General features: G+C 45.8%; 11 protein-coding genes and 1 tRNA gene. 2 read left to right on the top strand and 10 right to left on the bottom strand.

Annotated elements, in window-relative coordinates; all coding sequences use genetic code 11:
• Nucleotides 1-106 precede the first annotated feature (106 nt).
• Complete coding sequence (locus tag AYK67_RS02555; protein WP_068081887.1) at nt 107-424, top strand: hypothetical protein; 318 nt, start codon at nt 107-109, stop codon at nt 422-424.
• 165 nt (nt 425-589) lie between these two features.
• Nucleotides 590-1,582, top strand: coding sequence for an NAD-dependent epimerase/dehydratase family protein (locus AYK67_RS02550; RefSeq protein ID WP_068081885.1), 993 nt, complete (start codon nt 590-592; stop codon nt 1,580-1,582).
• A 120-nt stretch (nt 1,583-1,702) separates the two neighbouring features.
• On the opposite strand, the gene AYK67_RS02545 is transcribed toward AYK67_RS02550, so the two are convergent.
• The 10 genes from AYK67_RS02545 to AYK67_RS02500 all read right to left on the bottom strand — a co-directional run bounded on the left by AYK67_RS02545 (nt 1,703) and on the right by AYK67_RS02500 (nt 13,547).
• Complete coding sequence (locus AYK67_RS02545) at nt 1,703-2,431, bottom strand: SDR family oxidoreductase (protein WP_244266866.1); 729 nt, start codon at nt 2,429-2,431, stop codon at nt 1,703-1,705.
• Nucleotides 2,432-2,739: 308 nt separating this feature from the next.
• A tRNA-Gln gene (locus tag AYK67_RS02540) sits at nt 2,740-2,813 on the bottom strand.
• Nucleotides 2,814-3,361: 548 nt separating this feature from the next.
• Complete coding sequence (locus AYK67_RS02535) at nt 3,362-4,495, bottom strand: tetratricopeptide repeat protein (RefSeq protein ID WP_068081879.1); 1,134 nt, start codon at nt 4,493-4,495, stop codon at nt 3,362-3,364.
• Nucleotides 4,496-4,715: 220 nt separating this feature from the next.
• The gene (locus AYK67_RS02530; protein WP_068081878.1) at nt 4,716-5,411 is read right to left on the bottom strand and encodes an RlmE family RNA methyltransferase; all 696 of its coding nucleotides are present in this window, start codon (nt 5,409-5,411) and stop codon (nt 4,716-4,718) included.
• A 191-nt stretch (nt 5,412-5,602) separates the two neighbouring features.
• Complete coding sequence (locus AYK67_RS02525) at nt 5,603-7,213, bottom strand: Ppx/GppA phosphatase family protein (RefSeq protein WP_244266865.1); 1,611 nt, start codon at nt 7,211-7,213, stop codon at nt 5,603-5,605.
• A gap of 468 nt (nt 7,214-7,681) precedes the next feature.
• Nucleotides 7,682-8,980, bottom strand: coding sequence for an RsmB/NOP family class I SAM-dependent RNA methyltransferase (locus tag AYK67_RS02520; RefSeq protein WP_068081877.1), 1,299 nt, complete (start codon nt 8,978-8,980; stop codon nt 7,682-7,684).
• Nucleotides 8,981-9,240: 260 nt separating this feature from the next.
• The gene (locus AYK67_RS02515; RefSeq protein ID WP_068081876.1) at nt 9,241-9,921 is read right to left on the bottom strand and encodes a TylF/MycF/NovP-related O-methyltransferase; all 681 of its coding nucleotides are present in this window, start codon (nt 9,919-9,921) and stop codon (nt 9,241-9,243) included.
• A 166-nt stretch (nt 9,922-10,087) separates the two neighbouring features.
• Entirely contained in the window at nt 10,088-10,876 is a 789-nt protein-coding gene (locus AYK67_RS02510) for a class I SAM-dependent methyltransferase (protein WP_208976196.1), read from the bottom strand.
• A gap of 452 nt (nt 10,877-11,328) precedes the next feature.
• Nucleotides 11,329-12,876: a glutamine-hydrolyzing GMP synthase gene (gene guaA, locus AYK67_RS02505; RefSeq protein WP_068081869.1), complete on the bottom strand. Its 1,548-nt coding sequence runs from the start codon at nt 12,874-12,876 to the stop codon at nt 11,329-11,331.
• Between the two features lie 197 nt (nt 12,877-13,073).
• Nucleotides 13,074-13,547, bottom strand: coding sequence for a MarR family winged helix-turn-helix transcriptional regulator (locus AYK67_RS02500; RefSeq protein WP_068081868.1), 474 nt, complete (start codon nt 13,545-13,547; stop codon nt 13,074-13,076).
• Nucleotides 13,548-13,656: the final 109 nt, after the last annotated feature.

Below are 13,656 nucleotides of genomic sequence, written 5' to 3'. Positions count from 1 at the left end.
CTGGTATTTATTAGCCAAAATAATTGTGAGTGTCATCAAAATGTAATAAAGCGCAATAATTGCGCTAAAATGTGTTATGCTGTCCTCTTACACATGAGGAAGGACAATGCAAATATTATCAAAATTAGCTCTAGTAACTTGTCTGCTAATCCCGTTTACGAGTTTAAAAGCCAGTGAATTGGCCATGCCGAAGTTAGAGCAAATTTCAGGGCGTGCGGAAGTGGTCAGCAAATCTACGCTCAACATACATAGCAACACGGGAATAACGCAAATAGCACTTATGCATCCGGCTAACACAAAAATGAAACTCCGCCAACAATTGCATACGGCCGTTATGGTTAAATGCTTCCTGTTTGGCTCTGCAGACGCTGCCAGTTGCGTTGCCATCGATGCACTGGGTTCCAAATGGGCGATTGGTAAATAGTAAAATCCGACGTAAAGCTAATCATAACCGCGAACGACCCATCAAAAAGAACCCTATCTATTCTACCTGATTAAAAACGCATATCCATAATTGCAGAATTGTCGCTCCAGCACCGCTGAGTTACCCAAGACGACAAACGAGAATGCAATAATTGGGGTTGAGATCATGAAAAGGGCATTGGTTTGCGGGGCAGGCGGGTTTATTGGTGGCCACTTGGTGAAGCGCTTAAAGCGTGAGGGCTTTTGGGTGCGTGGCGTGGATTTGAAGTTTCACGAGCATGCCCAAACTCATGCCGATGATTTCGCGCTGGGCGACTTGCGTGACCAGGACTTTTGTCGCTCAATAGTCGACTGTCATTTCGACGAGGTGTACCAGCTCGCAGCCGATATGGGCGGTGCAGGCTATATTTTCACCGGTGAGCATGATGCCGATATTATGCACAACTCGGCATTGATAAACCTCAATATGTTAGAGGCCTGCCTGAAACGTAACATAAAGCATGTTTTCTACTCATCCTCAGCATGCATGTATCCCGAGCACAACCAGTTAGACCCGCAAAACCCCAACTGTGCAGAAGATAGCGCTTACCCCGCAGCACCAGATAGCGAGTATGGCTGGGAAAAGCTGTTTTCAGAACGGCTCTATTTAGCATTCAACCGCAACTATAACATGCATTGCCGCGTAGCCCGTTACCACAATATTTTCGGCCCAGAAGGGACGTGGGCAGGTGGGAAAGAAAAAGCGCCGGCTGCAATTTGCCGCAAAGTTGCTATGGTCAATGAAGGAGATGCCATCGAAATTTGGGGGGATGGCTCGCAAACCCGTTCATTTTTATATATCAATGAATGCTTGGAAGGGACTATTCGTCTGATGCGCTCTTCAAGCTTTGCAGGGCCGGTTAATATAGGCTCAGATGAAATGGTCTCGATCAATCAGCTGGTTGCAATGGTCGCAAAAATCTCTAACAAGCAATTCTCGGTTAATCATATTGATGGACCACTAGGGGTTCGTGGGCGAAATTCCGATAACCGGCTTATTCAACAAAAACTCGGCTGGTCACCCGCAATGCCTCTGTATGATGGGCTGATTGAAACATATGGATGGATTTTAGCGCAAGTCATGAGCAACTCTAAGCAACAGCAACTCGAAACTGCATAATTCAAACGATTAAAAAATATAGCTAAAATAGAACGTTTAATGCCAAATAGGGCGTTATGGTGGATACAGCGAATAAGCGCAGCTCGACTAAATCAATACAAAGTCGAGCTGCTTTTTCAATTAAGGTTCTTGTTTTGTTGGTGCAATCACAACTTCACGAATACACACATTCTCGGGTTGGGAGAATATAAAATGCGCGGTATTGGCAATATCTTCTGCATTCATTGCGCCGCCAATATCATCTTTCCAGCTTTGATAACCATCAACGATCTGTTGGTTCGTTGTATGAGAGATTAGCTCGCTTTCGGTAGCGCCTGGGCAAATGCTAACAACACGCACATTATGTGGTGCCATTTCTTCGCGCAGGTTTTCACTCATTGCCGAAACAGCAAATTTACTGCCGCAATAAGCGCCGTGATTAGGCAGTGCTTTACGGCCAGCAACAGAGCTAATATTAATAATTGTGCCAGATTGGCGTTGCTTCATGCCTCCAACAACGGCTTGTGTACAATTTAGTACCGCCAGCACATTGGTGTTAAACATTTGCTCCCACTCTTCAGGGGCTTGTGTTTCTATCGAACCGAGTAGCATCACGCCGGCGTTATTAATTAAGCACTGGGTAGGACCGTATACGGCCTCGGCCTTTTTAACCGCTTCTTTAAATGCTGCGCTATTATTAATATCCAGTTTAACGCAGATTGTGTTTGGTAGCTGCAATGCTTCCAGTTTTTCAACCCGTCTTGCAACAAGTAGTAGTGCATGTCCAGCTTGGCTGAATTTACGTGCAAGTGCTGCACCAATGCCAGAGCTGGCACCTGTTATTATTACTAGTGATTTAGGTGAAGTCAATTGTGTCTCCATATTTAAAAATATTTTCTAAGAAAAATACCAACTCAAGTTCCACTAGGTAAGAGAATGATTGTTGTTTTCTTAGTGCTGGTTAATTTTGTAGTTGTTGTTATCTAAAAAATTACTTGAATAATACTCAGATAAACCACAACAACATATCAAATATTGATTGCATGAAATGGGTTATCAATGAGTATTGTTGCTTACTAAGCAAATAATTGGGCAAAAAATCATGACGATAAGTAAGGGGTTGGGTGGATTATTGTAATAACTACATGTGAATATTATAGGGATTTCTACTAGGAAATTGGCTGGGGATCCTGGACTCGAACCAGGACTGACGGAGTCAGAGTCCGCTGTTCTACCATTAAACTAATCCCCAGTAGAACCAATAGGTTAGGCGAGAGTTTTACAAATAAACCCAAAAGGTTATACATTTAACCGCCTAAAAAACTCTATATATCCCCTATAATTGAGCGTCAATAGCAATATGAAAAAAGTCATGTTGAATTAGCTTTTTGGTCTTTTTCCCACAGCGCACGCATTCAATCTTCTTTTTCGAACTGCCTAGATTGGTACTTTTTGTGTGCAGCAAATACATCCTTCATAGCTGAGGTTGAAGAAGCTAGCCTGTTTTATGACCTTGCTGCATATGGGTATTTTTACCCAATAATGGGTTGTTTTGTAATATTATTATACCGATACTAATAAATTGTGGACAGCGTAATGTCTCCGCTAGCAATTAGGGCCTATCGTTCTTGTAAGACATAACTAGTTAGTGGTTTTCGTTCGTGTGCTTTAATAGGCGCAAAGCACATTGAACCAATTTCTTGCAAAAAAGAAATTGGATATCTCAAGTTTGATGAGTGTTTAAGTAGAGCTCAAAGAAATAACGTATTCGTTGTGTGTGAGAACTGTTTCAAAAAGAAATTAACTTTTTATCTCTTTGTTATTTTCATTTTCTGCGTCCTCATTTATTAATAAATTTTGGTCAGCCTCCATGTCCGTCACTGCATCCTCAATAGCAATGGGTGATCGGATCTCACTGTGTTTTGGACTAACAAAACCCTCTAACGCTCTTGCTTCTATGCGAGCAATAACATCCTTCACATAATTACTGATAGACGCACCGCTGGCAACGCCTGTCAGCAATGCTCTTGCGGCGTCCGGTTCGTTGGCTGCAACCAACGCAGCCCCTAACGTGTTACCCGCCTCTTTATTGCGGGGTTGCAAACGCAGGGCTTGCGCAGCATGAACAACCGACACATAGCTATGGTCGTAGCGGCGCTCTGCAATACTTAATTGTATCAGTGTCGAAAAATCATCGGGTACGAGCGAATTTGCCTCTTGCAAAATTTGCACAGCCAGTTCCACCTGATTTTCCATCAAGTAGCATTTGCCTATTTCCTGCATGAGCGAGACATTACGTGGCTGCAAACTAAGACCCTGTTCCAAGTATTCCCTAGCTTTTTCAGGGTGCTTGCGCAACAGTAACAGGTGTGCGGCCCCTTGCAGGGCTGGCACATAACCGGGGTCATGTCGCAACGCAGTTCTATAGTGCAATACGGCCACATCCATATTGGCTTTTTTAATTGCAATGTCGGCGATCAAACAATGGGTGGCTGCACTTTTGGGCAGTAATTCCACCAGTTTACGGGCGAATGACATGGCCTCGTCGTAGCGCTCCCACTGCAAAAGCAGGCTCGCCATGCCATAAAGCGCGTTTTTATTGCTTTCCTCGACTTCCAGAACAGCAGAAAAGGCTTCGTTGGCTTGATCGAGGTAGCCCAATAAAAGCAATGCATTACCCATATTCGTACGGGCAATCAGGTGCTCGGGCCGCATGAATAGTACTTTTCTGAGATGAATAATAGATTCACGCAATTCGCCAGCACGTAGAAGTGCCGTTGCCAACTGGTGCAGGACGTCGATATCCTCAGGATATTGACTTGCCAAGAGCTTAAGTCCTGCAAGGGCCTCATCATAGCGGCCTTCCTTTTCGAGCTCGGCCGCTCTTTCAAGGTCGGTTTTTAATTCTACGGTCTGCTCCATGCGGTCAAACACAGTCCTGTTTCTTATGGCATTCGTAATTGCGTTATGACAATATCGAATCATTGTAAGATATTTGAATACAAAGAGTAAAGCCTCTCTGCCGCACCGTCAAAGGGCACTTTTACCAAGTTGCAGAGCACCCTTTGATACAATGCTGTCCATTGTGAATGATTGCGAGCGGCAGTCTCGCAAATGGATATAAGTTTGCTGTTAATTCTCGTTTTGACAGCTCTTAACCGCGAAAGCCCTTAGCAAGAATATACATTTCCGGACTTTCCTTACGGCTTGCTGGCGGCTTGATATGGGCGACCGACTTAAACTCTTTTTTTAGTTGCTGGAGTAGCGAATTTTCAGCACCTCCGGCAAATACTTTCGAAAGGAACACACCACCGGGTGCTAGATTTTGCCTTGCAAAATCGATAGCAACCTCAAAGAGGAAAGTGGTTCGTAAGTGATCTGTTTGCCGGTGTCCTGTTGTCGGAGCGGCCATATCCGACATCACCATATCCGGTTTATGGCCTCCTAAAGCACTCATAAGGGCTTCGGGTGCATCGTCATCCAAGAAGTCTTTTTGCAGCATTACGACACCAGGGATTGGCTCCACCTCGAGATAGTCAATTCCTACGACGAGCGGCTTTTCATCCGATGAGCCGACGATGGGTACAGTTACCTGACACCACCCCCCCGGAGCTGCCCCTAAATCGACAACGCGCATACCTGGCTTTATTAGGTCATGCTTTTCGTTAATTTCTAGTAGTTTATAGGCCGCACGAGAACGATAGCCATCAATTTTCGAGCGCCTGACATACGGGTCATTCAATTGACGTTGCAACCATAGCGTGGATGCATTGGAGCGCTTGCGGGCCGTTTTTACTTTTTCAAACATACCGCGATCGCCGCGGCCGCGGCCACTATTTGATTGGCTCATCGCTGATTATTCCTTTTCTATTGTTGGGACTAAATCCCAAAAGCTGTTCGCATTCAATGTTCTTGCTGGTGATTGCACTAAAGCACTTTAGCGTAAAATTAAAGCAGTTTAGTCGTATTTAATCTTGTTTTTGCATTATTCAATGCAAAACAGATGCACACAATTACTCAAAACATCAAGTGAATTGCGTGCTAGCTTTTCTTCATAGTCATTTGTGACGGGTTATTATGCTTTGGCGGCGAGAAATGGCGGCGTGTGTGGCGCCAAACCTTATCTTTGGCCATCATTTCCATGAGGATACCTTCGCGCAGCCCGCGGTCCGCAACACGCAAGCGCGCACATGGCCACCGGCGGCGTATGGCCTCTAAAATGGCACAGCCAGCAAGTACAAGATCGGCTCTATCTTGGCCAATGCAAGGGTTATCGACCCGCTCATGATAACTCATAGCCAAAAGCTGTTGTATCATTGCCGATACTTCTGTTTTTTCCAGCCAAGCGCCATCAACGCGGCGACGATCGTATCGGCGCAACCCCAAGTGTACACCAGCTAGTGTGGTAACAGTACCCGATGTGCCAAGCATATGAACATTACCATTGGCGATTGCGCGTGAGAGGTTTTCGGCCATAGGAAATGCGTGAAGCTTTTCTGTGACATCAGCAACCATCGCCTCAAAGGATTGGGGGGTTACCTGAACACCGCCATGGCGTTCGGCCAGATTGACAACTCCCAAGGGAAGTGACGTCCAGGTACGGATAAATCGCGTCAGAGCAAAGCCCCTTGCGCCTTGACGGTTTCGTAAATCCAGCCAGACGATTTCTGAAGAACCGCCGCCAATATCAAACAGAAGTACACCATCAGCCTTAGGGTCAACCAGTGAAACACAACCGGCAACCGCCAAACGGGCCTCTGTTTCCTGACTGACTATTTCAAGTGGCAGGTGGGCCTCTCTTTGGGCGCGTTCGGTGAACTCTACACCATTTTCAGCTGCACGGCATGCTTCTGTTGCAATTAAGCGCATACGTTCTACGCCGCGTTCCATGAGTTTATGGTGGCATACTTTTAACGCTTCAACAGCACGTTCCATGGCCTCTTCAGACAAGCGGCCAGTATTGCCCAAGCCTTCACCAAGCCGTACTATTTTAGAGTAGGCATCAATAACACGAAAACCACGATTTTCTGGCCTTGCGATAAGAAGGCGGCAATTGTTTGTTCCCAGATCCAATGCCGCATATAATTTTTGGTTTTCTTCGTCTTCGTGAATATATGGCGGCCTAGAAGCATAGCCTTTTTGTGCAAAACGTCCCTTATGGTCGTCTGCAGTGCGACTACGCCATGAAGCAGCACGCGGCTCACACTTATAGCGGCCGTTAAACTCGCGTTGATGCGATTCATTCGCGGTGTTGGTAGCAGATCCACGACGCGCCGGTTTAAACGCTTTCTCAGGACGCGACTTATCGTTCTCTGTCGGAGTGTTTTCCGCTAGAGTTTCTATTCGTACGGCATCTTCCTCAACCTTAACGATCGGAAGTTGCCTTGCCTGCATTGCAAGCGCCCGACGCTCAGCCCGGTTGGGCTTATTGCGACCCGTTCGCTTTTGCCTCTTCACCCCTTCGGGCAGCGTAGAGCCACCATCGCCACCTTCCGTGGCTTGGGTGCGCGAATGACTTGCCGGCTTACCATTTGCACTGGCGGCCTGCACTTCACTTTTTCTAGGGCGACGGTTGCGCCGCGATTTACGACGCGACTTGCCACCGGGCGCATTCGTTCCAGATGAAGAGGAACGATCTGCCTTTTTTTTCAATAGAATGCCTTATGCGAAGCAGAGTTGCCAATTCATGAGCAAACCCTGCTATTTCATTCAAGTTGATACCATTGTAACAGCTTGTGAAAAAACAGCAACGATGCGAATGAGTTGGTGCAGATTATTTTTTGACCTGATCGTTTTTCGTTGTAGTCCCTTACGGACTTGGTGATAATCGCTGCCAAGTTGTCAAAAAAAATATTGTTCGATGTCATACAAATCGTACTTATCTTACAACTATATAATTCCAAGCAAAATTGGGGTTGGTTTTAGTTATTTCACAAAGCTGTCTATTAATTTTTGCAATTTATAATAAAATAATATGTTTGAGGTTTTGGATTTTCATAAAACATAGTCCGCGTTAGTGATAAGACCCTTGCAATTGATGATGGAAAGCCAAATAAAACTGCGCCAAAACGTTTCGGAGCAGTTTTTTATTTGTATGCTTCTAAGTAATAGCAAACAGCTTTAACTGGCTACTTTTTGCAACTTGGCAATGAAAAAGCCGTCAGTTTTTGTATGCAATGGTGAAAGTGTCAAGCTACCCTTTTTGTCATGCATAGGCAGCTCTTCACGACGGCAACTAAAGCAACTCTTGTAGTCCTCTAGTAGGTCCAGCTGTTTGAAATTCGGGTTTTCGTTCAAGAACCAATCAATTTGCTGCTGGTTTTCATCTGCAATCAATGAACAAGTGGCATAAATCAAAATACCGCCATCGCGTACAAAGTACTTGGCGCTTTCCAAAACCTTGCGTTGTTCGTCCAACCGTCCTTGTAAAGCATTTGGGGTAACACGCCACTTGGTGTCTGGGCGTCGCCGCCACACACCGGTGCCAGAGCAGGGGGCATCCACCAGAACGCGGTCCATTTTGCCTTTCAAGCTGTCGAGATCGCCAGTTTGTGGATCGATAATTTGAATATTGCGCGCCCCGGCGCGTGCCATGCGCTCATACAAAGGGGCAAGACGCAACTTGCTGGCATCATATGCGTATATCTGCCCTTTGTTTTGCATTTGCGCTGATAATGCCAAACTTTTACCGCCGCCACCGGCGCATAGGTCCAGCACTTGTTCTCCCGCCTTTGCTCCAACAAGTATGGCAGCAATTTGCGAGGCTTCGTCTTGCAGTTCGAACCACCCCTTGCGAAAGCCTTCTTCCGCCTGAACATGGGGCGCCTTACGTGGCCCGACAACAGGGTCCAGCCGCACAGCAGTTGGCGTAACATTTGTTTGCGAGGCTTTTAAATGAGAGAGTTTGCCAAGTAATTTGTCGCGGGACATTTTTAAGCTGTTACAGCGTAGATCTATTGGTGCACGGGCGCTCAGTGCTTGGCCAATAGCAACGGCTTCATCACCATAGGCTTGTTCGAAATAGTCGAACAGCCATTCAGGAATATCGGCAGCTTCATACTTGGCCATCTCGGGCTTCTCAGTGGCAGCAAGAGCGCTAAACTCTTCTTCACTGAGCTGTTCTGGTGCGTAATTATCACTCTTGAGGGTTTGATCCAAGTGATCAACGGAATAGCCCCACCCCCAGCAATAGGTGGCAAGGGTCAGGGCACGAGGGCTTGTAGCATTCATACGGGCAGCGAACGAGAGCTTATGGCGCAAAGCATCAAACACAAGATTGCCAATGGCAACCCGGTCTCCTGAGCCGGCAAAACGATGTGATGCACCCCATTCTTTAAGGGCTTCTTGTACCGGTCGACGTTTATTCTCGATTTCAGTAAGTATTTCTATCGCAGCTGCCAGCCGCCCGCCATCACGCATGCTATTCCTTTAATCCCCGTTGCATCAACAGGGTTTAGCGAAGTTATATTTGTTGTTATCTGTTGCCAGATGATTACTTCAAGTTTCAAATGAAAGAAACCGCTGAATAGCATTTTTGCTGTTTATTATGGGGGCGGAGGCGAATGACGATGGAGCGAAGTGAGCACGCCAATGTTCATAAGTGCTCACGCTTTAACTCTTTAACAATGTAGGCTACAAAAAGTATATAGTAGGAAAATGGGATTAACGCACCAATACCATTAAAGAGGTTTTCGAATAAAAGTTGGCGTCATGTAAAAGGGTAGCTTTTCGAGTTGCAGTCTGTAGTGTTTGATGAGAGCATCGACAGCTTCTGTTGCACCGGCAACAATTCCATAATCATCCAGAACTATAAGCCCACCAGGAACGACCCTTTCATACAATAACTCAAGGGCAAGTTCAGTCGGTTCTTTAACGTCCATATCAAGATGTAAAAGCGCAATACGCGTTTCGGGTTTCTGCTTCAAATAAGTAGTGAGTGTATCGAATACATTGCCTTTTACAAGTTCAATGTTTTCAAAGCCTTTGTTAGCTAAAATACCACTTATCTCATCTACAGTAAGCCCGTCGCCGCCAACTTCCTCGAAAAACTTGATAAACTCCAGATCACTTTTCAGATCTAAATTGGTTTTGGGAAAATCAGCAAATGTGTCAAAGCCGACAATTCTTCTAGAGTAATCATTTTCTAAAGCATCGCGGTAATTAGCAAACCGAATTAAGGAGGCAGCTTTGAACACTCCAAACTCTAAAATATCACCTGGCTTATTAATGATCGTCTTATATAATTCATAGTGGGCAAGGGCTTTATTGAGGCGAGACTTTGAAGAAAACCAATAAAAACCATTCTCGTAATCCCAAGAACGGTTTTTATCAAGTCCTTGAATCTCTCTCGTACACGCCATAAGGGTTACCTTCTACGATTAACCTAAAAAATATAATGTTACGGTGAACTTACGAAAGTAAAGTTGCATGAGGCTTGAACAATTTATAATTTTAAATGATGGTTATAATTTAATCGGCCTTTCAAAGCTAAAACCATCCAGCTGCAATACTTACCGAACAAAAAAACTATGAAACCCTAGCATAGGCAACTAATGTGTCAGTGGCGTCAATGCGCGCAAGTGAACTTTGATAGGCCTCAAATAGTGCATCAGAATCCAGCATGGATAAAGGTGATTTATGTCCACCTGCTTTACTGTTTGCGAGCCAATTCAAATGATTTGAAAGTGGATAGCGCTGCACACCTTCAATAATAATATCTTGGAAACCAGCGTATTCGAGCATTTTACGTAAGGATTCACGTGTATGCAGCACCAAGTGCTGGCTCCATATAGTAAATTGCTTAAACGCATCACAGTCTATTGTTGACAATAGAAAATCATTTGCGTGCGGTACTTCAATCAAGACGTGCCCATCGCACGCAAGCTTGCTTTTGAGTTTCGTCAAGATTTCTACAGGATTTGGCAGGTGCTCTAATACATGAAAAGAAACAGCAATATCCAAAGAATGATCTTCAATAACCTCTAAATTATTTACACACTCAATGCCATTACCATTGAGTGTAGCAACATAGTTTTCTTGAAGCTCAACGCCCAAAACATCAACACAAAATGGCTTTGCGAGTTTTAAGAAATCACCGTTTCCGCACCCAAAATCGAGCACTTTTTTCCCAGTTATATATTTAAGGTAGGTTTTAAGCCGCCTTTGTGTATCAATGGTTCTTTCGTACTCAGGTTTTCCCGTTCCTAAATTCTTAGCTAGGGCGTCTCTATAGGAACCATCAATATATGTTTCATCGCCAGTGTAAAAATCATCAATGTAAATAACGCCACTAACCGTGTCTTTCCATACCTTCAAGCCATCGATATCTCTTGTACGATCATTAAACAGAACTCTGGTTTGTTTTGTCGTTAAGCCGAGGGTTTCCAGTATTGGGAAAATTGATTGTGGCATAAAAAAACTATATAAAGGTAGGCCCTACACAAAGTGGCATGACGTTATCTGGTGATTACACGAAGCGCTCCATTCAAATTTATGAAGCGTTTCATATAAGCTATGGGTTGTTCGATTAACTTATCCGCATAAGCACTTGAAATATCCAAGAGTTATTATGGTCGATAGAGGAGATAGCCCACGAAAATTGCATGAGGCTTGAATACTATAAACTTTTAAACATTAGCGTGAGCAATAAGCGTGTAATGAAGAGGCTTGTTTACTTTTAGCTCGGGGCGCGAGTGCCTTTTGGGTCAATCTCGTTGAACTTGGCGACAAAAAAAGGCCACCCTTTCGGGCGGCCTGAAATGGTTTGATTATTCCCACTCAATAGTTCCAGGGGGCTTTGAGGTCACATCGTAAACAACGCGGTTAATACCTTTCACCTCATTGATAATGCGGGTCGCCGCCTTGGAGAGGAACTCCATATCATAGTGGTAGAAATCAGCGGTCATGCCATCCACCGAGGTCACCGCACGCAAGGCGCAAACGAACTCATAGGTACGGCCATCGCCCATAACGCCCACAGTTTGCACTGGCAGCAATACGGCAAAAGCCTGCCAAATAGCATCGTACAGGCCGGCATTGCGAATTTCATCCAAATAAATCGCATCGGCTTGACGCAAAATATCCAGTTTCTCGCGGGTTATACCGCCTGGACAACGAATGGCAAGGCCAGGGCCAGGGAAGGGGTGGCGTCCAATAAAGCTCTCGGGCAAGCCAAGCTCTTTACCAAGTTCGCGGACCTCATCCTTGAACAACTCGCGAAGTGGTTCCACCAGCTGCATATTCATGCGCTCTGGCAAACCACCCACGTTGTGGTGCGATTTAATGGTGACCGAAGGACCGCCGGTGAACGAAACACTCTCGATCACATCCGGATACAGTGTGCCTTGTGCAAGGAAATCAGCACCGCCCAGCTTCTTGGCCTCTTGCTCGAACACTTCGATAAATAAGCGGCCAATGGTCTTGCGCTTCTTCTCGGGGTCGGCTTCGCCTTCCAGCTGGCCAATAAACAAGTCGGAGGCATCCACATGCACCAACGGAATATTGTAGTGGTCCTTAAACATGGACACCACTTGTTCCGTTTCACCTTGGCGCATCAAGCCATGGTCCACGTAAATACAAGTGAGCTGATCGCCAATGGCTTCATGAATAAGAACTGCTGCAACCGAGCTGTCAACACCGCCGGAAAGGCCGCAAATAACTTTGCCATCGCCCACTTGCTTGCAAATAGCCTCAATCGCCTGCTGGCGGTATTCAGCCATGGTCCAATCGCCACCACACCCGGCAATTTTGTGGGTGAAGTTTGAAATGAGCTTGGCCCCATCGGGAGTATGCACCACTTCTGGGTGGAACTGAACGCCGTAAAACTGGCGTGTTTCATCGGCAATAGCAGCAAAAGGCGCACCTTCCGAGGTGGCAATTACTTCAAAACCTTCAGGTAGCGCTTCCACGCGGTCGCCGTGGCTCATCCAAACCTGGTGTTGCTCGCCCTGAGCCCAGATCCCGTCGAATAACGGCGAGGACTTTTGGGCAGAAACAAAGGCACGGCCAAATTCGCGGTGGTCAGAAGTAGCAACGCGCCCACCCAATTGCGCACACATGGTCTGTTGACCATAACAAATGCCAAGAACGGGAATGCCTGCTTCAAAGATACTCTGGGGTGCGCGTGGGCTCCCCAGTTCAGTCGTTGAGGCCGGACCGCCCGACAGGATAACCGCCTTCGGATTCATTTCCTTGAAAGCAGCTTCTGCGGATTGGAACGGCACAATCTCAGAATACACACCAGACTCGCGCACGCGCCGTGCAATGAGCTGGGTGACCTGTGATCCAAAATCGATGATAAGAATGCGGTCTGTCATGGCGTGGTTCTACATGCTCACAACAAAATTTTGAAGCTAAGAATTGGATAAAAGTGATAAAATTCTAGGAAAAATCATAGGACTTTGCATCAATGTGTTCGCAAAGCACATTTCACCCCGAGTTTACGGGTTTATAGCGCCACATGCGGCACTATTTTGAAAAAATTCTCAGTAAAACGGGAAAAAATCAACAAAAGCTACAGTGGCAAATCAATATCGCCGAGCATCTGGCCGAAACGGATGCGCTCGTTAATACCCAGCTTACGCAGCAACAGAACTTCAAGCTGTTCTAAATCCTCAACCACACGGGTCGCAAGTTCGCGCCCAGACTGGGTGGGGCTAAGAATAACCAGCCGGCGGTCACGGTAGTTTTCTTTTTTTTCAACCAGCGCAGCTTGAGTTAAACGCTTCACAGCTCGTGAAACCGCAACACTATCATAGCCGATAAGCGGTCCCAATTCGCGCACCGATACTTGCGTATGTTCAAGTAAAGCGCTTAATACCATCCAATCGGGGAGGGTGAGCTGGTGCGCATCCTGCAAATATTCAGAGACACGGCGCTCCAACCGGCGTCCGACACCAATTAATCGTAGTGACAAATAGTTTTGGCTGTCTGTTGTCGGTTCATCTTCAAACAGACTCATCTGCCGGTTGCCGATCCAATCGACCATATTAATTACCTGAATTGCACATTACGTTACTGCGGCCGGAATATTTTCGCTTCTAAACTAGCTGATTTATCCAACTATTTTATATTAGTGCTAAAAAAACGGAGAAATG

It is taken from the genome of Polycladidibacter stylochi, from assembly GCF_001562055.1.
In the GTDB taxonomy this organism is placed as follows: Bacteria; Pseudomonadota; Alphaproteobacteria; order Rhizobiales; family Stappiaceae; genus Pseudovibrio; species Pseudovibrio stylochi.
This window is presented reverse-complemented; position numbering and strand designations above follow the sequence as displayed.